The sequence below is a fragment of the Streptomyces sp. BK79 genome (genome assembly GCF_044142145.1).
Taxonomy (GTDB): domain Bacteria; phylum Actinomycetota; class Actinomycetes; order Streptomycetales; family Streptomycetaceae; genus Streptomyces.
Window position 1 is genome coordinate 251,712 of record NZ_JBHVOC010000008.1, and the last position, 19,913, is coordinate 271,624.

19 protein-coding genes are annotated in these 19,913 nt (G+C 72.1%); 10 read left to right on the forward strand and 9 right to left on the reverse strand.

Annotated elements, in window-relative coordinates; genetic code table 11:
• Positions 1-31: 31 nt before the first annotated feature.
• Positions 32-1,021 (forward strand): GTP 3',8-cyclase MoaA, encoded by a 990-nt coding sequence (moaA, locus tag ACFIF2_RS12785; protein WP_395572710.1) that lies wholly within the window; start codon positions 32-34, stop codon positions 1,019-1,021.
• Here the strand turns inward: moaA and ACFIF2_RS12790 are convergent.
• The gene (locus tag ACFIF2_RS12790) at positions 1,018-1,251 is read right to left on the reverse strand and encodes a hypothetical protein (RefSeq protein ID WP_395572711.1); all 234 of its coding nucleotides are present in this window, start codon (positions 1,249-1,251) and stop codon (positions 1,018-1,020) included. The two genes, moaA and ACFIF2_RS12790, sit on opposite strands and share 4 nt — an antisense overlap.
• A gap of 243 nt (positions 1,252-1,494) precedes the next feature.
• Positions 1,495-1,893, reverse strand: a complete 399-nt coding sequence (locus ACFIF2_RS12795; RefSeq protein WP_395572712.1) for a DUF3099 domain-containing protein — start codon at positions 1,891-1,893, stop codon at positions 1,495-1,497.
• Positions 1,894-2,155: 262 nt separating this feature from the next.
• Between ACFIF2_RS12795 and ACFIF2_RS12800 the strand changes: the two genes are divergently transcribed.
• Positions 2,156-2,437, forward strand: coding sequence for a GlsB/YeaQ/YmgE family stress response membrane protein (locus ACFIF2_RS12800; protein WP_395572747.1), 282 nt, complete (start codon positions 2,156-2,158; stop codon positions 2,435-2,437).
• 70 nt (positions 2,438-2,507) lie between these two features.
• Here the strand turns inward: ACFIF2_RS12800 and tyrS are convergent, their stop codons facing one another.
• Genes tyrS through ACFIF2_RS12815 form a run of 3 tightly spaced genes read right to left on the reverse strand, consistent with a single transcriptional unit; the run spans position 2,508 to position 6,737 of the window.
• The gene (gene tyrS, locus ACFIF2_RS12805; protein WP_395572713.1) at positions 2,508-3,776 is read right to left on the reverse strand and encodes a tyrosine--tRNA ligase; all 1,269 of its coding nucleotides are present in this window, start codon (positions 3,774-3,776) and stop codon (positions 2,508-2,510) included.
• Positions 3,777-3,819: 43 nt separating this feature from the next.
• Complete coding sequence (locus ACFIF2_RS12810; protein ID WP_395572714.1) at positions 3,820-5,217, reverse strand: metallopeptidase TldD-related protein; 1,398 nt, start codon at positions 5,215-5,217, stop codon at positions 3,820-3,822.
• Entirely contained in the window at positions 5,214-6,737 is a 1,524-nt protein-coding gene (locus ACFIF2_RS12815; protein WP_395572715.1) for a TldD/PmbA family protein, read from the reverse strand. Before ACFIF2_RS12815 ends, ACFIF2_RS12810 begins: the two co-directional genes overlap by 4 nt.
• Before the next feature lie 287 nt (positions 6,738-7,024).
• On the opposite strand from ACFIF2_RS12815, the gene fabG reads away from it, so the two are divergent.
• The 3 genes from fabG to ACFIF2_RS12830 all read left to right on the forward strand — a co-directional run bounded on the left by fabG (position 7,025) and on the right by ACFIF2_RS12830 (position 9,039).
• Positions 7,025-7,744: a 3-oxoacyl-[acyl-carrier-protein] reductase gene (gene fabG, locus ACFIF2_RS12820; RefSeq protein WP_395572716.1), complete on the forward strand. Its 720-nt coding sequence runs from the start codon at positions 7,025-7,027 to the stop codon at positions 7,742-7,744.
• Between the two features lie 5 nt (positions 7,745-7,749).
• A complete protein-coding gene (fabI, locus tag ACFIF2_RS12825) occupies positions 7,750-8,517 on the forward strand; it encodes an enoyl-ACP reductase FabI (RefSeq protein ID WP_395572717.1) in 768 nt (255 codons plus the stop codon).
• Between the two features lie 171 nt (positions 8,518-8,688).
• A complete protein-coding gene (locus ACFIF2_RS12830; protein WP_395572718.1) occupies positions 8,689-9,039 on the forward strand; it encodes a hypothetical protein in 351 nt (116 codons plus the stop codon).
• Here the strand turns inward: ACFIF2_RS12830 and ACFIF2_RS12835 are convergent.
• Entirely contained in the window at positions 9,017-9,709 is a 693-nt protein-coding gene (locus ACFIF2_RS12835) for a FadR/GntR family transcriptional regulator (protein ID WP_395572719.1), read from the reverse strand. The two genes, ACFIF2_RS12830 and ACFIF2_RS12835, sit on opposite strands and share 23 nt — an antisense overlap.
• Before the next feature lie 46 nt (positions 9,710-9,755).
• Here ACFIF2_RS12835 and ACFIF2_RS12840 point away from each other — a divergent pair, with 46 nt between their 5' ends.
• From ACFIF2_RS12840 to ACFIF2_RS12855, 4 genes are all read left to right on the forward strand, one after another.
• Entirely contained in the window at positions 9,756-11,159 is a 1,404-nt protein-coding gene (locus ACFIF2_RS12840; RefSeq protein WP_395572720.1) for a CynX/NimT family MFS transporter, read from the forward strand.
• A gap of 128 nt (positions 11,160-11,287) precedes the next feature.
• Positions 11,288-11,404, forward strand: a complete 117-nt coding sequence (locus tag ACFIF2_RS12845; protein ID WP_019329374.1) for an SGM_5486 family transporter-associated protein — start codon at positions 11,288-11,290, stop codon at positions 11,402-11,404.
• 181 nt (positions 11,405-11,585) lie between these two features.
• Positions 11,586-11,798: a hypothetical protein gene (locus tag ACFIF2_RS12850; RefSeq protein WP_395572721.1), complete on the forward strand. Its 213-nt coding sequence runs from the start codon at positions 11,586-11,588 to the stop codon at positions 11,796-11,798.
• 102 nt (positions 11,799-11,900) lie between these two features.
• Positions 11,901-12,419: a SixA phosphatase family protein gene (locus ACFIF2_RS12855; RefSeq protein ID WP_395572722.1), complete on the forward strand. Its 519-nt coding sequence runs from the start codon at positions 11,901-11,903 to the stop codon at positions 12,417-12,419.
• A gap of 121 nt (positions 12,420-12,540) precedes the next feature.
• Here the strand turns inward: ACFIF2_RS12855 and serB are convergent, their stop codons facing one another.
• On the reverse strand, positions 12,541-13,785 hold the full coding sequence (serB, locus tag ACFIF2_RS12860) for a phosphoserine phosphatase SerB (RefSeq protein ID WP_395572723.1): 1,245 nt from the start codon (positions 13,783-13,785) through the stop codon (positions 12,541-12,543).
• Between the two features lie 119 nt (positions 13,786-13,904).
• On the reverse strand, positions 13,905-15,863 hold the full coding sequence (locus ACFIF2_RS12865) for a streptophobe family protein (RefSeq protein WP_395572724.1): 1,959 nt from the start codon (positions 15,861-15,863) through the stop codon (positions 13,905-13,907).
• Positions 15,864-16,125: 262 nt separating this feature from the next.
• Here ACFIF2_RS12865 and ACFIF2_RS12870 point away from each other — a divergent pair, with 262 nt between their 5' ends.
• A complete protein-coding gene (locus tag ACFIF2_RS12870) occupies positions 16,126-18,738 on the forward strand; it encodes an FHA domain-containing protein (RefSeq protein ID WP_395572725.1) in 2,613 nt (870 codons plus the stop codon).
• Positions 18,739-18,860: 122 nt separating this feature from the next.
• Here ACFIF2_RS12870 and ACFIF2_RS12875 read toward each other — a convergent pair whose 3' ends face one another.
• On the reverse strand, positions 18,861-19,598 hold the full coding sequence (locus ACFIF2_RS12875) for a transglycosylase SLT domain-containing protein (protein WP_395572726.1): 738 nt from the start codon (positions 19,596-19,598) through the stop codon (positions 18,861-18,863).
• Positions 19,599-19,913 lie beyond the last annotated feature (315 nt).

Consider the following 19,913-nt stretch of genomic DNA (forward strand, 5'->3'; position numbering starts at 1 on the left):
CCACCGATCCGCGTCGAGGGAGGGGGCCCACGTGCTCATCGACACCTACGGCCGAGTGGCCACCGACCTGAGGGTCTCGCTGACCGACCGCTGCAACCTGCGCTGCACCTACTGCATGCCCGAAGAGGGCCTTCAGTGGCTGGCCAAGCCCGACCTGCTCACGGACGACGAGATCGTCCGCCTCATCGGCATCGCCGTCACCTCCCTCGGCATCGAGGAGGTCCGCTTCACCGGCGGCGAACCCCTGCTGCGCCCCGGCCTGGTCGGCATCGTCGAGCGCGTCGCCGCCCTTCAGCCGCGCCCCCAGATGTCCCTCACGACCAACGGCATCGGCCTCAGGCGCACGGCGACGGCCCTGAAGGCCGCGGGCCTCGACCGGGTCAACGTCTCCCTGGACACGCTGCGCCCGGACGTCTTCAAGACCCTCACCCGCCGGGACCGGCACAAGGACGTCCTGGAGGGACTGGAGGCCGCCCGCGAGGCCGGCCTGACCCCCGTGAAGGTCAACTCCGTCCTGATGCCGGGGCTCAACGCCGACGAGGCCCCCGACCTGCTGGCCTGGGCCGTCGAGCACGACTACGAGCTGCGGTTCATCGAGCAGATGCCCCTGGACGCCCAGCACGGCTGGAAGCGCGAGGGCATGGTCACCGCCGGTGACATCCTCGCCTCCCTGCGCACCCGCTTCGAGCTGACCGCCGAGGGCTCCGAGGAGCGCGGCTCCGCCCCCGCCGAGCGCTGGCTCGTGGACGGCGGCCCGCACCGCGTCGGCGTCATCGCCTCCGTCACCCGCCCGTTCTGCTCGGCCTGCGACCGCACCCGCCTGACCGCCGACGGTCAGGTCCGCACCTGCCTGTTCGCCACCGAGGAGACCGACCTGCGCGCCGCGCTGCGCTCCGACGCCCCCGACGAGGAGATCGCCCGCATCTGGAAGCTGGCGATGTGGGGCAAGAAGGCCGGCGCCGGCCTCGACGACCCGGCCTTCGTCCAGCCCGACCGGCCGATGTCGGCGATCGGGGGCTAGGACTGGTCCGGAGCGGTCTCTGGGGACTCCCACTCGGCGAGGGGGACCACGTCCTTCAGGAACCCCCGCACCCCGAGGAACTGGGAGAGGTGCTCCCGGTGCTCGTCGCAGGCGATCCAGGTCTTGCGCCGCTCGGACGTGTGGATCTTCGGGTTGTTCCACGCCAGGACCCACACGGCGGTGGTGCGGCAGCCCTTGGCGGAGCAGATCGGGGTGGTCTCGTCACTCACAGGTTCGTCTCACAGATCCGCACGGGACCACACCGGGGTCCACTCTGGTCCACACAAAAGGCGACGCCGAGCAGCCACGGGGGGAGCTGCCCGGCGTCGGTCCGTCGCTCCGACGGGGGATGCGGAGCGCGTACGAAGTATGTCACGCATCACCCGCCGCCCGGCACCGGAACTACATGATTCATCTGAGCTTTTCTTGAGCCTGGCGCGGAATCGACGCCCGTCCCGACGGGCTCCCCGCGGTCACGGCCTGCCGCGCGTCCCACCGTTCCCGCCCGGTCCCGGTTCGGACGCCACGCCCTCCGGGACGGATTCCGCCGCGTCGTCGTCGGCCCGCGGCGGCATGATCATCGGCGGCGTCGGCACCGTCACGAACGTCGACGGCAAGGATGGCGCGTTCTCACGCCCCGCGTTCGCGATCACGACCGCGATGTACGGCAGTACCACGCCGAGGACCAGGGCCACGATCGCGACGTGCCGTTCCACGTTCCACAGGCAGGCCGCGAGGACGACCGACACCGTACGCACCGACATCGAGATGATGTACCGGCGTTGCCGCCCGCGCACATCCTCCTGGAGGCCCGTCCGGGCCCCGGTGATCCGGAACACCTCGGCGTTGCCGCCGGCACTCTGCTTCCGCATCTGGTTCCACCATCCGCCCGCATCGGACTCTCCCCGCCCCGCTCTCGTCCGCGGCCGCTCGGGGACACCGGTCCCGGACAACTCTCCACGTTACGCCGCGCCTGCGCCGCCCACGAGACCGGGTCACCCTCCGGACCGCGCGCACGGACTGCGCCGCGCCCCGTACGCGTGTCCCCCGTTCGGCCGTACCCGGCGTGCGTCGTACGCCGTACGGGCGAAGACTGGCGTCAATGCTCGCGTGGAGCCGTATGAGGAGGCAGACATGGGCTGGTTGTGGGCGATCATCGTCGGATTCGTGCTGGGTCTGATCGCCAAGGCGATCATTCCCGGGAAGCAGCACAGCCCACTGTGGCTGACCACCATCTTCGGCATTCTCGGCGCCATCGCCGGCAATGCCATCGCCCGGGCGGCCGGAGTGGACGCGACCTCCGGCATCGACTGGTGGCGGCACGTCTTCCAGCTGGTGGCCGCGATTATCATCGTCGCCGTCGGCGACGCGGCCTACATGGCGGTACGGGGCAACAAGCGACGCGAACGGGCCTGACCGGCCCGGTACGCCAAGGGGCGGCCTCCGACAGCGGCGACGCTGCGGAAACCGCCCCTCCGTCGTGCGCTCAGGCCCCGGTGACCTCGACCGCGGCCAGGTTCTTCTTGCCGCGGCGCAGCACCAGCCAGCGCCCGTGCAGCAGGTCCTCCCGGGCGGGGACCGCGTCCTCGCCGGCGACCTTGACGTTGTTCACGTAGGCGCCGCCCTCCTTGACCGTGCGGCGCGCGGCGGACTTGCTGGCGACGAGGCCGACCTCGGCGAACAGGTCCACGACCGGGCCCAGCTCGGTGACCTCGACGTGCGGCACCTCGGAGAGGGCGGCCGCCAGCGTACGGTCGTCCAGCTCGGCCAGGTCGCCCTGGCCGAAGAGGGCCTTGGAAGCGGCGATCACCGCGGCCGTCTGGTCGGCGCCGTGCACCAGCGTCGTCAGCTCCTCGGCCAGCGCGCGCTGCGCGGCCCGGGCCTGCGGACGCTCCTCGGTCTGCGCCTCCAGCTCCTCCAGCTCCGCGCGGGAGCGGAAGGACAGGATGCGCATGTACGTCGAGATGTCCCGGTCGTCCACGTTCAGCCAGAACTGGTAGAACGCGTACGGCGTGGTCATCTCCGGGTCGAGCCAGACGGCGCCGCCCTCGGTCTTGCCGAACTTGGTGCCGTCCGCCTTGGTCATCAGCGGCGTCGCGTAGGCGTGCACCGACGCGTCCGGCTCCAGCCGGTGCAGCAGGTCCAGGCCGGCCGTGAGGTTGCCCCACTGGTCGCTGCCGCCCTGCTGCATCGTGCAGCCGTACCTCCGGTAGAGCTGGAGGAAGTCCATCGCCTGGAGGAGCTGGTAGCTGAACTCCGTGTAGCTGATGCCCTCGGAGGACTCCAGGCGCCGGGCGACGGAGTCCTTGGTCAGCATCTTGTTGACCCGGAAGTGCTTGCCGATGTCCCGCAGGAACTCGATCGCGGAGAGCCCCTCGGTCCAGTCGAGGTTGTTGACCATCACGGCCGCGTTCTCGCCCTCGAAGGACAGGAACGGCTCGATCTGGCCGCGCAGCCGCTCGACCCAGCCCGCGACGGTCTCCGGCGAGTTCAGCGTGCGCTCGGCGGTCGGGCGCGGGTCGCCGATCTGCCCCGTGGCGCCGCCGACCAGCGCCAGCGGCCGGTGACCGGCCTGCTGGAGCCGGCGCACGGTGAGCACCTGGACCAGGTGCCCCACGTGCAGGGACGGCGCGGTCGGGTCGAAACCGCAATAGAACGTGACGGGACCGTCCGCGAGCGCCTTGCGCAAAGCGTCCTCGTCGGTGGACTGGGCGAACAGCCCACGCCACTTCAGCTCGTCGACGATGTCCGTCACGGTTCTCGTGTCTCCTCGAATGGTCTCGTGTGCGGGTACGAGGTTATACGCCCTGGCTGACAGAGCTCATATTGAAGTCCGGCACCCTCAGCGCGGGCATCGCGGCCCTGGTGAACCAGTCGCCCCACTCCCTGGGCAGCGTCTTCTCCGTCCGCCCCGCCTCCGTGGCCCGGTCCAGCAGGGACACCGGCGACTCGTTGAACCGGAAGTTGTTCACCTCCCCGACGACCTCGCCGTTCTCGACGAGGTAGACGCCGTCCCGGGTCAGCCCGGTCAGCAGCAGCGTCGCCGGGTCGACCTCGCGGATGTACCAGAGGCAGGTGAGCAGCAGCCCGCGCCCGGTGCCGGCGACCAGGTCGTCGAGGGACCGGTCGGGGTCGCCGCCGTCCAGGATCAGGTTGCCGGTCGCCGGGGCCACCGGCAGCCCGGTCAGCCCGGCGCTGTGCCGGGTGGTCGTCAGCCGGTTCAGCTCGCCCGCGCGGATCCAGTCGGTCGCCGCCACCGGCAGCCCGTTGTCGAACACCGACTGGTCGCCGCCGGAGGAGTGCGCGACCACGAAGGGCGCGCACTCCAGGCCCGGCTCGTGCGGGTCGCCGCGCAGGGTCAGCGGCAGCGCGCCCAGCCGCTCGCCCACGCGCGTGCCGCCGCCCGGCTTGGAGAACACCGTGCGCCCTTCGGCCGCGTCCCGCCCCGAGGCCGACCAGAACTGGTAGATCAGCAGGTCCGCGACCGCGGTCGGCGGCAGCAGCGTCTCGTACCGCCCGGCGGGCAGCTCCACCTTGCGGCCGGCCCAGCCCAGCCGTACGGCCAGCTCGGCGTCGAGGGCCGCCGGGTCGACGTCCTTGAAGTCCCGGGTGGCCCGTCCCGCCCACGCCGAGCGGGTGCGGTCCGGCGACTTGGCGTTCAGCTCCAGCGTCCCGGTCGGCTGGTCGTGCCGCAGCCGCAGCCCCGTGGACGTACCCACGTACGTGGAGGTCATCTCGTGGTTGGCGAAGCCGTACAGCTCCCGGCCGCCCGCACGCGCGCGGGCGAACGCCTCCCCGAGCGCCGGCGCGAAGTCGGCGAACACGGCGGACGACGTCTCGGCGGGCGCGTCCGTGAAGTCGGGCGCCGCGGGCACACCCGTGACCAGCGGCTGCGCGTCCTCGGCCGGTCCCGCCCCCCGCGCGGCGGCCTCGGCGGCCCGCACCAGGGGCTCCAGCTCGTCCACGGTCACGGCGGAACGCGACACGACCCCGGACGCCGTGCCCTCCCGGCCGTCCACGGTGGCGACGACGGTGAGCGTGCGCCCGCGCGTGACACCGTTGGTGGTGAGCGCGTTGCCCGCCCAGCGCAGGTTGGCGGTGGACTCCTCGTCGGCGATGACCACGCACCCGTCGGCCCGGGACAGCTCCAGCGCCCGCTCGACGATCTCGTGCGGCTTGCCCGTGCGCGCGCTCATCGACCCGCCTCCTGGGTGGTGTTCAGAATGTTGACTCCCTTGAAGAGGGCGGACGGGCAGCCGTGGGAGACGGCCGCGACCTGGCCCGGCTGGGCCTTGCCGCAGTTGAAGGCGCCGCCCAGGACGTACGTCTGCGGGCCGCCGACGGCGGCCATGGACCCCCAGAAGTCGGTGGTCGTCGCCTGGTAGGCCACGTCCCGCAGCTGACCGGCGAGCCGCCCGTTCTCGATCCGGAAGAACCGCTGCCCGGTGAACTGGAAGTTGTACCGCTGCATGTCGATCGACCAGGACCGGTCCCCGACGACGTAGATCCCGCGCTCCACGCCCCCGATCAGGTCCTCCGTGGACAGCCCGCCCGGGTCCGGCCGCAGCGACACGTTGGCCATCCGCTGCACCGGCACATGGCCGGGGGAGTCGGCGTAGGCGCAGCCGTTGGACCGCTCGAACCCGGTGAGCCTCGCGATCCGCCGGTCGAGCTGGTACCCGACCAGCGTGCCGTCCTTCACCAGGTCCCAGGACTGCCCCTCGACCCCCTCGTCGTCGTACCCGATGGTCGCGAGCCCGTGTTCGGCGGTGCGGTCGCCGGTGACGTTCATCAGCTCCGAGCCGTAGCGCAACTTGCCGAGCTGGTCGAAGGTCGCGAAGGAGGTGCCCGCGTAGGCGGCCTCGTAGCCGAGGGCGCGGTCCAGCTCGGTGGCGTGCCCGATGGACTCGTGGATGGTCAGCCACAGGTTCGACGGGTCGACGACCAGGTCGTACAGGCCCGCCCGGACGCTGGGCGCCCGCATCTTCTCCGCGAGCAGCTCCGGGATCCCGGCCAGCTCCGCGTCCCAGTCCCAGCCGGTCCCGGTCAGGTACTCCCAGCCGCGCCCGGCGGGCGGCGCCAGCGTGCGCATGGAGTCGAACTCGCCGCTGGAGTCGTCCACCGACACGGCGGTCAGCACCGGATGCAGCCGCACCCGCTGCTGCGTGGTCACGGTCCCGGCGGTGTCGGCGTAGAACTTGTTCTCGTGCACGGTGAGCAGCGAGGCGTCCACGTGATCGACCCCGTCCGCCGCCAGCAGCCGCGCGCTCCAGTCGGCCAGCAGGGCGGACTTCTCCGCGTCGGGCACGGTGAAGGGGTCGATCTCGTACGACGAGACCCACGTCCGGTCGGCGTGCACGGGCTCGGCGGCCAGTTCCACCCGCTCGTCGGACCCGGCCGCCTTGATCACCTGCGCGGACAGCTTCGCCATCGCCACCGCCTGGGAGGCGACCTTGGCGGCGGCGTCCATCGTCAGGTCCACCCCCGACGCGAAGCCCCACGTGCCGCCGTGCACCACGCGCACCGCGTACCCGAGGTCGGTGGTGTCCGAGGACCCGGCGGGCTTGGCGTCCCGCAGGCGCCAGGAGGCGCCCCGCACCCGCTCCAGCCGGAAGTCGGCGTGCTCCGCGCCGAGCGCCCGCGCGCGTGCGAGGGCGGCGTCGGCGAGGGCGCGTAGGGGGAGGGCCGTGAAGGCTTCGTCGATGCTATGAGGCACCTGCGTCTCTTTCTGTCGACATGACCGGTCGTCGCCGCGATACCGGGGGCTGTGCCGCATCATGTCGTGCCGGGCCGGACGGGGACCACACCTTTCGGGCCGGTCCGGGGCCCGGACGCCCCGGGTCTTTCTGTAGGGACCCGACAGTCAGCCCCGTAAGCCACTGTGGGTGCCCGAGTCTTTGGGGACCGGCGGGGACCGATAGGTTTTCGCTGAAGCCGCCTGTCATCGCCGCCTGTCACCGGGTGTTCGGGCGGGTACCACACCGCAATCGAAAGGGTGATCCGTTGAGCCGCTCGGTTCTCGTCACCGGAGGCAACCGGGGCATCGGCCTCGCCATCGCCCGCGCCTTCGCCGACGCCGGCGACAAGGTCGCGATCACGTACCGCTCGGGTGAGCCGCCCGCCGCCCTGACGGAGCTGGGCTGCCTGGCCGTCAAGTGCGACATCACCGACAGCGAGCAGGTGGAGCAGGCCTACAAGGAGATCGAGGAAGCGCACGGCCCCGTCGAGGTCCTGATCGCCAACGCCGGCGTCACCAAGGACCAGCTCCTGATGCGCATGTCCGAGGAGGACTTCACCTCCGTCGTCGACACCAACCTCACCGGCACCTTCCGTGTGGTCAAGCGCGCCAACCGCGGCATGCTGCGCGCCAAGAAGGGCCGCGTCGTGCTCATCTCGTCGGTGGTCGGACTGCTCGGCTCCGCGGGGCAGGCGAACTACGCCGCCTCCAAGGCCGCCCTGGTCGGCTTCGCGCGCTCCCTCGCCCGTGAGCTGGGGTCGCGCAACATCACCTTCAACGTCGTCGCGCCCGGCTTCGTCGACACGGACATGACCAAGGCGCTCACCGACGAGCAGCGGTCGAACATCGTGTCGCAGGTGCCGCTCGGCCGGTACGCGCAGCCGGAGGAGATCGCCGCGACGGTGCGGTTCCTCACCTCGGACGACGCCTCGTACATCACTGGAGCCGTCATCCCCGTTGACGGCGGACTGGGAATGGGTCACTGATCACCATGAGCGAAATTCTCGAGGGCAAGCGCGTCCTGATCACCGGTGTGCTGACGGAGGCCTCCATCGCCTTCCACGCCGCGAAGCTGGCCCAGGAGCAGGGCGCCGAGGTCATCCTCACCGCGTTCCCGCGGCCCACGCTGACCGAGCGCATCGCCAAGAAGCTGCCCAAGCCCACCAAGGTCATCGAGCTGGACGTCACCAACGACGAGCACCTCGGGCGCCTGGCCGACATCGTCGGCGAGGAGCTGGGCGGCCTCGACGGCGTCGTCCACTCCATCGGCTTCGCCCCGCAGGACGCGCTCGGCGGCAACTTCCTCAACACGCCGTTCGAGTCGGTCGCCACGGCCATGCACGTCTCGGCGTTCTCCCTGAAGTCGCTGACCATGGCCTGCCTGCCGCTGATGCAGAACGGCGGCTCGGTCGTCGGCCTCACCTTCGACGCGCAGTTCGCCTGGCCGCAGTACGACTGGATGGGCCCGGCCAAGGCCGCGCTCGAGGCCACCAACCGCTACATGGCCCGTGACCTGGGCAAGCAGAACATCCGCTGCAACCTGGTCTCGGCCGGCCCGCTCGGCTCCATGGCCGCCAAGTCCATCCCGGGCTTCGGCGAGCTGGCCTCCGTGTGGGACAGCCGTTCCCCGCTGGAGTGGGACCTGAAGGACCCGGAGCCCGCCGGCCGCGGGATCGTCGCGCTGCTGAGCGACTGGTTCCCGAAGACCACCGGCGAGATCGTCCACGTCGACGGCGGTCTGCACGCCATCGGCGCCTGACCGCCCGTCCCGCCCGCTGGTTGCGAGGGGCCCGCATCCGACCCGGGTGCGGGCCCCTAGGCGTGTCACCCGTTCGGCCCAGCCGGCCGGGCGGCGAGGCGGTGGCCGGCGCACGCTGGAGCACGAGTTCACCACGCGCTCTCCCTCCCCCGTACGGCCGAGGAGGTCCCTGTGCGTCTGCTTCCCCGCCTGGCCTCAGCGACCGTCGCCCTCGCGTGCGTACTGGTCCTGCCGTACGAGGCGATGTCCCACGCGCGCGTGCCCGCCGGGGACACCGAGCCCACGGAGCTGTTCGGTGCCGAGTGCCGGGTCCGCGTCGACGACTCCGACGTGACCGCCTACTGCCACAACCCGTACCCGGAGACCGACCACGTGCGTCTGCACATCGAGTGCGTGGACTGGTGGGACCTCGACAGCGACGGTCCGGCGGTCCCGGCGGGACCCGCGCAGACCGTACGGCTGGACGGACGGTGCTGGAACGAGGTCCAGGCGGCGTGGGTCAGCCACCGGCGGGAGCGCTGAACCGGCCCGGGCGGCACAGGAAGGGATAGCCCGCGGCCTCCGCCGCGGCCGTCTCCGCGTCCCCCGCCCGGATCGCGTCCACGAGCCGCGTGTGGTCCATGTGCGTCTCCGGCGTCAGCTCGCTGCCGACGTCCCCGCGCAGCCAGTCCCGCATGACCTCGCCGAGGTCCGCGTACATCGCGGTCATCACGTCGTTGTGCGAGGCGGCGACGACGGCCAGGTGGAAGGTCGCGTCCGCCGTCACGAACGCCTCCGTGTCGCCCGACGCCCAGACCTCCTCGCGGCGCACCAGCAGCGCGTCCAGCTGCTTGAGGTCCTTCTCCGTGCGCCGCTCGGCGGCGAGCCGCGCCGCGGCGGACTCCAGGGTGGAACGCAGCTCGGCGATGTGCCGCGGGTCGGCCCCGGCGAAGCGGCGCTGCATCACGCCCGCCAGCTCGCTGGTCGCCACGACGTAGGTGCCGGAGCCCTGGCGGATGTCCAGCAGGCCGTTGTGGGCCAGCGCGCGGACCGCCTCGCGGACCGTGTTCCGGGCGACGCCGAGCTGCTCGACCAGCTCCGGCTCGGTCGGGATGCGGGAGCCGACCGGCCACTCGCCCGAGGTGATCTGCTGGCGCAGCGCCGCGATGACCTGCTCGGACAGCGCCGACCGACGGGGATGGCTCAGGGGCATGGCTCACCTTCGCACGCGAGTGGACAATCAATCATCCCATGATTCTATGATGGGTCTCATGGCTAGTGACGAAACCCGGACGGAGACTCGGACGGAAACCTCGAAGTCCACCCACCCCGGCGAGCCGGCCCCCCGCGCGGCCCGGGTACCCGGTGAGGTGCCCACGGAGACCGGCACGCGCGCGTGGACGGCCTGGACGACCCGCCTGCTCATCCTCGGCATCGTCCTGGCCGCGCTCAACCTGCGCCCCGCCATCACCAGCCTGGGCGCGCTCCTCGAAGAGGTCCGCGACGGGCTCGGCATGAGCGGCAGCGTGGCCGGACTGCTCACCTCGGTGCCCCCGCTCTGCTTCGCCGTCTTCGGGGTCACCGCCCCGCGGCTGGCCCGCCGCTTCGGCCCCGGCGCGGTGGTCTGCGCGGGCATGGCCGCCATCACCGCCGGCCTGCTGATACGCCCGTACGCCGGCGGCACGGCGGGCTTCCTGGCCGCCACCGCCCTCGCGCTGATGGGCATCGCGGTCAGCAACGTCCTGATGCCGGTCATCGTCAAGCGCTACTTCCCGGACCGGGTCGGCTCCATGACCGGCCTGTACTCGATGGCCCTCGCCTTCGGCACCTCGATCGCAGCCGCGGCCACCGTGCCCATGACGAACGCCCTGGGCGGGCACTGGCAGCCCGGCCTCGCGGTGTGGGCCGCGGTGGGAGCGGTGGCCATTCTGCCGTGGATCCCGTTCGTACGGGACCGGAAGGCGCCGTCCGCGACCGCGCCGGCCCGGAGCGCCGCCGACGGGGGCGAGGCGGCCGGTGCCGAGACGACGGCCGCCCGCGCGGGCCGGCCGGCGGAGCGGACCGCCGAGCAGCCTCCGCTGCGCATCACCCGCAGCCGTACGGCCTGGGCGCTCGCCGTCTTCTTCGGTCTCCAGGCCACCGCCGCCTACATCACGATGGGCTGGATGGCCCAGATCTTCCGGGACTCGGGCGTCTCCGCCGGCACCGCGGGCCTGCTGCTCGCCGTCATCATGGTGATGGGCGTGCCGCTCGCCTTCGTCATCCCGCGCGTGGCCACCCGCCTGCCCCAGCAGGGCCCGATCGTGCTGGTCCTGGGCGTGTGCGGGCTGGCCGGATACGCCGGCCTGTACTTCGCCCCGGCCGGCGGCGCCTGGGCCTGGGCCCTGCTGCTCGGCGTCTCCAACTGCGCCTTCCCGCTCGCGCTGACCATGGTCGGGATGCGGGCGAGGACGGGCGCGGGCGTCGCCCAGCTGTCCGCCTTCGCGCAGAGCACCGGTTACCTGATCTCCATCCCCGGGCCGCTCCTGGTGGGCGTGCTCTACCAGCACAGCGGCGGCTGGGGGCTGCCGATCGCGCTGATGAGCGCCCTGATGGTGCCGCAGATCGTCGTGGGCGTCCTCGCGGGCCGCGACCGCACGGTGGAGGAGGAGGCGGTCCGCTGAGCCGGTCACGGGCCCGCCCGGGCCCGCCCGGGCCCGCAGCGGCCCGTCGGCTCCGTGCACGGGCCCGCCGGTTCCCGGTGCACCGGCCCGCTCGGCCGGGGGCGGGCGGCGGATGCGAGACTTGGCGTATGCCAGTCCTCGACCCGAACCCCCAGCACGGCCAGAAGAAGATGCTGATCGTCTTCGGCTCGTTCCTCGCGATCTTCGTGATCATCGGCATCGTCGCGACCATCGCCTCGCCGTGATGCCCGCCCTGCTCACCGATGGTGGGGTTAACCCCCCGTCCCCTAGGGGGTGAGGGTCAGGGTCAAGTGGGTGGACCTCCGGATGGGTCGGGCGCCACGGATTCCGTAGCTTCGAGATGTGCCCGCGGCAGGCGGGCGCAGCGCACGGACCAGGGACGCCCGAAGACCAGCGGAGGCACTCATGTCGGCCCCTTCCCACATCCGGCCTCCCCAGACGACCAGGGGCGGTGTCGAGATCCGGCTGCCCTGGTGGGCCCTCGCCCTGCCCGTGCTCGCCTTCGTCGCGCTGCTCCTGCTGATCCTCAACCCCGTGGACGCCCACGCGGCCGCCACCGGTGAGCAGCCCGCCCTCGCCCAGTTCCTGGAGTGGGTCCAGCAGCTCCTCGCGCGCTGAGACCGGGACGGGGCCGCGGACGCGCCGACGGCCGGGAATCCACGGGAAGCCGCATGTCAACTCCCTGCGCCCCGTGGCCTGTTTCATGCGAAGCTGGATGCCATGAGCGTCGCAGAACCCCGCAGGATCGTCCTTTTCCGGCATGCGAAAGCCGACTGGCCCCAGGTGACCGACCACGAACGGCCGCTCGCCGATCGGGGCCGCAAGGACGCCGCAGAGGCCGGACGCCGGCTGGCGGACACCGGCATCCCCTTCGACCGGGCACTGTGCTCCACGTCCACCCGCACCCGCGAGACCTGGAAGCTCGCCGTCCAGGAGTTCCCGCAGCGGCCGAAAACCGTCTACGAGGAGCGGATCTACGAGGCCTCGCCCGGCGAGCTGATCGCCGTGCTCAACGAGACCCCCGACGACCTGCGCAACGTGCTGGTGATCGGCCACAACCCGGGCATGGAGGGACTCGCCGAGATCCTGGCCGGCTCGGCCGAGGACGAGGTGCGCGAGCACATCGAGCGGCGGGGCTTCCCGACCGCCGCCTTCGCCGTCCTCACCTTCACGGGTTCCTGGAAGGGCGTGGAGCCGGGCGCGGCCTGCTTGGTCGACTACTGGGCGCCGACCGACTGATCCCGCCCACAGGCACCGCCCGGCCACGCCGTGCGACGGGCCCGGCACCCAGGCGGGTCCGGGCCCTCGTCGGTCGGATCCCTCGTCGGTCAGATCCTTAGTCGGTCAGATCCCTAGTCGGTCAGATCCGGTCGAGGGGCAGGCCGGTGTCCTCGCCGAGAACCTCTTCCAGCGTGTCCGCCGCCTCGACCTCTTCGCGGGTGATGCCCAGCAGGTACAGGACCGTGTCCAGGAACGGCACGTTCACCGCCGTGTGCGCCGCCTCGCGCACCACCGGCTTGGCGTTGAAGGCGACGCCCAGACCGGCCGCGTTCAGCATGTCCAGGTCGTTGGCACCGTCCCCGATCGCCACGGTCTGCGACAGCGGCACGCCCGCCTCGGTGGCGAACCGGCGCAGCAGCCGGGCCTTGCCCGCCCGGTCGACGATCTCCCCGGTGACCCGGCCGGTCAGCTTCCCGTCGACTATCTCCAGCGTGTTGGCCTGGGCGAAGTCCAGCCCCAGCCGCTCCTTCAGGTCGTCGGTGACCTGGGTGAAGCCGCCGGAGACGACCCCCACCTGATAGCCGAGCCGCTTCAGCGTACGGATCAGGGTGCGGGCACCCGGCGTCAGCCGTACCTCGCCGCGCACCTTCTCCACCACGGAGGCGTCCAGCCCCGCCAGCAGGGCCACGCGCGCGTGCAGCGACTGCTCGAAGTCCAGCTCCCCGCGCATCGCGGCCGCCGTGACCTCCGCGACTTCGTCCTCGCAGCCGGCGTGCGCGGCGAACAGCTCGATGACCTCGTCCTGGATCAGCGTGGAGTCCACGTCCATCACGACCAGGCGCTGGGCCCGCCGGTGCAGGCCCGCCGCGACGACCGCGACGTCCACACCGAGCGCCGCGGCCTCGGTGGCCAGCGCGGTGCGCAGCGGCTCGGTCTCCACGCCGGACACCGCGAACTCGACGGCGGTGACGGGGTACTTGGCCAGCCGGAAGATACGGTCGATGTTGCTGCCGGACTCGGTGATCCTGGCCGCTATGGCGGCGGTCGCCTCCGCGGTGAGCGGGTGGCCGAGCACCGTGACCAGGGAGCGGCCGAGGCCGCGCGGCCGGTTGTCGCCGATGCCGGAGATGATCTCCGCCTGCAGCTTCAGGGACTCCGCCCAGCTGTGGACCGTCGCCCGGAGATCGCCCTCCAGGCCCCGGGGCGGCTCGGTCACGAGCGCGCACAGCACGATCCGGCCACGGGTGACGACCTGCTCGATGTCGACGACGTCGACGGAGTAGGCGGCGAGGGTGTCGAACAGGCCGGCCGTGATGCCCGGTCGGTCCTTGCCGAAGATCTTGACGAGAAGCGTGGGAACGTCAGAGGTCTGCGAAGCGCTCATGGTGTTCCCACCGTATCCGGCACCCGGTGCCTCGCGCCCCCGAGGTCCGACTGACGGACACGGACCCGGCGGGCGCCGAGGGGGCGGGGCGGCGTCGGGGACGAGGCCGACGCCGCCCGTCACTGACCGTCCCGAGGCCTCCGCGGCGGCGCCGGCGGTGGGGGAGGCGGGGGCGGGGGCCCGTCGCCCCAGCGGTACGGCGACCGCCTCCCGGGCCGCTCACCAGGACGTGGCGGCCGCGGCGGTCGCGGCGGCGTGCCTGGCGGCGGCGTCAGCGGCCCCGCCACCGTGGGCGCGCCGGATACGTCGTCGCCGCCCGCGGCACCCCCCTCCGCCCGGCCGCCCGGGCCCCTCCCGCCTCGGTCACCCGTCTCTGCCGCACGGCCGGAGCCGCCTCCGTCACCCGTCGCCGCCGCGGGGCCGGAGCCGCCCCCGTCACCCGTCTCTGCCGCACGGCCGGAACCGCCTCGGTCACCCGCGTCATCCGTGTGCGCCCAACCGCCGGGGCCCGTGCCACCCGGGCTCCGCTGTCCCTCGCCCGCGTACGCTCCACCGCCCGCCCAGCCGACCGAGCCCCGGCTTCCCGGGCCCCCGACGCCCGGGCCCCACCCGTCCCCGACGCCCGGGCCCCACCCGCCCCCACCCCCGCCCCCGTACGCCGCGCCTCCTCCGCCCGCGTGGCCCGCACCCGCCCGCACCGCCCCGGCACTCCGTGCCAACGCCGTGGCCCGTGCCCCCGCCGCCCCGCACGCCCGCGCCAGCAGGGCCCCCGCCGCCCCGGCCGCCGCGCCCCACACCGCGCCCAGCAACAGGGCCGGGCCCAGGTGTCCGCTCAGGTCGATGCCCGCGCCGAACGCGTCGATGCCGAGCACCGACAGCGAGGCGGTCACGGACACCTCCGTCAGCAGGGCCGACAGCGGAAGCGCCGACGCGGTCGCGAGGCCCAGCCGCAGCGCGCACCGTCCGGCGAAGGCGACGGAACGCGCCTCGTCCCGCGCCACCGGCGTCCGTACCGCCGTCAGCACCCCGGCCAGCAGCATCATCAGCACCGCCGCCACCCCGAGCAGCCACACCCGCCCGTCCAGCTCCGCCAGCCGCCCGAGCGTGACCGGCTCCGGCGTACCGCCGCCCAGCAACTCGTCCAGCGGATCCGGGAGCACCCGGACCAGCTCACCGGTGGCCCGCCCGTCCCACGGCACGAACAGCCCGAGCGGCACGCCGAGCCAGACGCCGTTCGGGGCGCCCAGGAGGGCCGCACCCGCGATCCGCCGGGGATGGGCGTCGCCGATCGCCGCGTAGGCCGCCGCCGCCCACCCCGCCGCCACCGCCACCAGCGCCACCGTGACCAGGGCGGACACGGCCGGCCGCACCACCCGGTGCACGGCCTCCCAGCCACGGGGCAGGGGAGTGCGGCGCGAGGCCAGCAGGGCGATCAACAGGACCCCGGCGGACCAGACCAGCCCGCCCAGCAGCGTCGGCACCGTGTCCACGGTGAAGCCGACCGCGGCCTCCGCGTCGACGAGGTCACCGATCCGGTCGGGCAGCAGCCCTCCGATGTCCCCCACCCCGGGAATCTCGACCCCGCCGTCGCCGCCGGGCAGGTCGTCCAGCCCGAGCGCACCGCCGTCGATCGTGACGACGTCGTGCCCCACCCAGGCCAGCCCGCCCGTCATGGCCACGAACAGGGCGACGACCGTCCCCGCGCGGGCCAGGAGTTCCGCGGGCGGGACCACGGCTCCGGCCGCCCGCAGGGACCGCAGGAAGAAGAACGACAGGAACAGCGCGCCCACCAGCCCGACACCGAGTGGCGTGATCTCGATGGCCGTGTGCGCCTGCGCCCCTTCCAGCCCGAACGCGGACACATCACCGGCCGGCTTGACCGCCCCACCCGCCCCGAGCGCCACGACCGCCGCGGTCATCGGACCCAGCGAGCCCGCCGAGTCCGCGTCGAGCAGGTGCAGCCCGAGCGCGGCCGTCCCCGCCATGCCGATCAACGCCCAGCTCACGGCGGCGATCGCGGACAGCACGACGTCGCCCCAGGGCACCTTGGTGCCGGGCCCGTCGTGTCCCGTACCCATGCACGCGCTCATGGCAGACCCCCCGATCCGCTGCGCGGCGGAGTGCCGCGCATGTCCCCCTCGCGTGGAATACCACTCTCCGGGCAGGTTTCAACCCCGTCAACGGGAGCGGCCGACGGGTGGGCGATGGGTGCCTACGCAGTTTTCACAAGGCCCGACTTTCGGTCAGGGGGCCGAGCCTGAAATAGTTCCCCCCGATGTTCGACATCCCTAGACTCCCCGCGACGGGGGCAATTCGGGGGACAACTCAGTGGGGCATGGAGTGCCGGAACTCGTACTGGAATCCAATGGACAGACCTGGACGCTCGATCCGTCCCGGTCATACGCGCTCGGACGCGATCCGCAGGGGGAACTTGTCTTCGACGACGCCAGGGTCTCCTGGCGGCACGCCACGATCAGTTTCAACGGCCGCAGTTGGGTCGTCGAGGATCACGGCAGCACCAACGGCACGTTCGTGCACGGCCAGCGCGTCCAGCAGATGGAGCTCGGCGCCGGCACGGTGCTGAACCTGGGCAACGCGACCGACGGGCCGCGCGTGAGCCTGACCGGCGCTCAGGCGTCCGTCGCCACGCCGCAGGCCCAGGCCCAGCCCCAGCAGCAGCCGTACGCCGCGCAGGGTGCGAACGCGGGCTGGGCCCAGCCCGCGCCGGCGCAGGATCCGCACCAGCGGCAGGCTCCGCCGCAGCAGGTCCCGCCGCAGCAGGCCGCACCGCACCAGGCCCCGCAGCAGCACGGGCAGCAGCAGGCCGGCTGGCAGCACCATCAGCCGCAGCAGGGCGCACCGCAGCAGGCCGCACCGCACTTCCCCCAGCAGCAGGGACCCGGCGGCGCGGCGGGGGCGCCGCCGGTCCACGGCGACCGCAGCCCGACCACGTTCCACCAGTTCTCGCTGGGCCGGGTGATGCGCATCGGCCGTGCGCTGGAGAACGAGCTGGTCGTCTCCGACCTCCAGGTCTCGCGAAACCACGCGGAGTTCCACTCCACGCCCGACGGGCGCATGGAGATCCGCGACCTGGGCTCGCACAACGGCACGTACGTCAACGGCCAGCCCATCGCCAAGGGCGGCTCCCAACTGCTCGGCCCGACCGACATCGTCGGCGTCGGCCACTCGACGTTCCGGATCGTCGGCGACCGGCTCGAGGAGTTCGTCGACACCGGTGAGGTGTCCTTCTCCGCCCGCCACCTGACGGTCACGGTCGACGGCGGCAAGCAGATCCTCAAGGACGTCTCCTTCGGCGTGCCCGAGAAGTCGCTGATCGCGGTCATCGGCCCGTCCGGCTCCGGCAAGTCGACCCTGCTCAAGGCGCTCACCGGCTACCGGCCCGCCGACCAGGGCGAGGTCCTCTACGACAACCGGAACCTGTACAAGCAGTTCGCCGAGCTGCGTCAGCGCATCGGTCTGGTCCCGCAGGACGACATCCTGCACAAGGAGCTGACCGTCAAGAAGGCCCTCAAGTACGCGGCGAAGCTCCGCTTCCCGGCCGACACCACGGCCGCCGAGCGCGACGCCCGCATAGACGAGGTGCTGCGCGAGCTGAAGCTGGACATCCACAAGGACAAGAAGGTCACGTCCCTCTCCGGCGGTCAGCGCAAGCGCGTCTCCGTCGCCCTGGAGCTGCTCACCAAGCCGTCGCTGATCTTCCTGGACGAGCCGACCTCCGGCCTCGACCCGGGCATGGACCGCGATGTGATGCAGTTGCTGCGCGGCCTCGCCGACGACGGCCGCACCGTCCTCGTCGTCACCCACTCGGTGGCCGAGCTGGCGATCTGCGACAAGCTGCTGGTGATGGCGCCGGGCGGCTCGGTGGCCTACTTCGGTCCGCCCGAGGAGGCGCTGAACTTCTTCGGCTACGACACCTGGGCCGACGTCTTCTCCGCCTTCGAGAACTACCGCGACTACGACTGGGCGGGCCGCTGGAAGGGCTCGCAGCACTACCAGATGTACGCCGCGGACATCGACGCCGTCGCGCCGCAGGCCGTACAGATGCCGGCCATGCAGGGGATGAAACCGCCGAAGCCGCAGGGCTGGATGTCGCAGTTCGTCACGCTGGTACGGCGCTACGTCTCGGTGATCGTCTCCGACAAGGGCTTCCTCGCCCTGATGGTGATCCTGCCGGCCGTGCTCGGCGCGGTGAGCCTGCTCATCGACGCCGACAAGGGCCTGCTGCCCAACCCGCCCAACGCGGCGGGCCGGATCATCCCGAACGGCACGGCGACCACGGTCCTGCTGATCCTCGCGGTGGGCGCCTGCTTCGCCGGCGCCGCGAACTCGGTCCGCGAGCTGATCAAGGAACGGGTGATCTACGAGCGGGAGCGTGCGACCGGCCTGTCCCGGTCGGCGTACCTGATGTCCAAGGTGTTCGTGCTCGGCATGATCACCGTGTTGCAGGGTCTGCTGGTCGGTGTCATCGGTTTCGCCTCCCGGGAGATCCCGGAGGAGGGGCTCGTCCTCGGCGGCCTCACGCTCGTCGAGCTGTCCCTGCCGATCATGGCGCTGGGCTTCACCTCGATGATGTTCGGCCTGATCATCTCCTCGCTGGTGAAGACCGCCGAGAAGACGATGCCGCTGCTGGTCATGTTCGCGATCATCCAGGTCGTCTTCACCGGCTGCCTCTTCGCCCTGAACGGCGCGGTCGGCGTCAACCAGTTCTCCTACCTGATGCCGTCGCGCTGGGCGGTGGCCGCGGCCGGCGCCACGCTGGACTTCAACAGGATCAGCCCGCCCGAGCAGGGCGCGGAGGCCGACCCGCTGTGGGAGCACACCGTCGGCACGTGGGGCCTGAACATGGCCGCGCTGATCGCCCTCGGCGTGATCTGCGGCTTCTTCGTGGCGCGCTTCCTGCGCCGCCACGAGCCCGAGGTCATGCGCAAGTAGCGGCCGGGCGCCGCGACCGTCGGCCCCGTGAACGCCCCGAAGGGCGGCACCCCGTCAGGAGGGTGCCGCCCTTCGGCGTGCGGTCCGGCGTCGGCGACGTCGCGAAGAGGTCCGCGCCGACCTCAGTACGCGCTGTCGACGTTGTCCATGGTGCCGTACTTGTCGGCGGCGTAGTTGCACGCGGCGACGATGTTGGCGACCGGGTCCCAGATGTTCTTCGGGGTGCCGGCCACGTGGTAGGCCTCGAACGTCGGCGGGATGACCTGGAGCAGGCCCTTCGACGGGATGCCGTTGATGGCGTTGATGTCCCAGTCGTTGATGGCCTTCGGGTTGCCCGAGGACTCCCGCATGATGTTGCGGTGGATGCCCTCGTACGAGCCGGGGATGCCGTGCTTCTTCATGATGTCCCGGGCCTCGCGGATCCAGCCGTCGAGGTTGTCCGGGTAGGACTTCGTCGCGGCCTTCTTGACCTGGGCGCGCTCGGTGGACCGGCTCGCGGTCTCCTTGGCCTCACGCTTGGCGACGGCCTTCTCGGCGGCGGCCTTCTTCTTGGCCTCGGCGGCCTTCTTCGCGGCGGTCGCCTTGGCGGCCGCCTCCTTCTTCGCCTCGATGAAGGCGACCTTCTGGTCGGCACCGGCGAGCTGGCCGGTGACGCCGGCGTGCACGTCCTGGATCTGCTGGGTGCTGTACGCCACCTTGGCCTGCGGAGCAGCAGCCTCGCTCGTGGTCGTCTGGCCGCTGGCGGGGACCGCGGTGAGCGCGACGGCGGCGGCGCCGAGCGTGCCGACACCGGCGATCGCGAGCTTGTGGGTGCGGTTCAGGGGACGACTATGACCACGGGTGAAGATGTTCTTGGGCATGGCGGGATAGACCTCTTCGAATAGCGCGGAGGTCGCTCTCGTCCGGTGGGGACAGGGATGCTTCCGGCACGAACGCCGCGGGGCGACAACCCACGGCGTTGAGCGACGAGAGCAATTCTTAGCGGCCGCAAAATCCGGAGGCAAAGGTGTGACGTACGATCCCGGGTAGTGGATCAGGGAAGGGCAAAACGGGGCAGACTGGACTGTCTGCCCCGCTCAAAACGGACGAGTCGTTCTCCTACTCCCCTTCGTACGTGACGTGCGCCCTATGCGAGGGCTCACATCCGCCCCCCGTCGTTCTCACCGCCCGTTGCT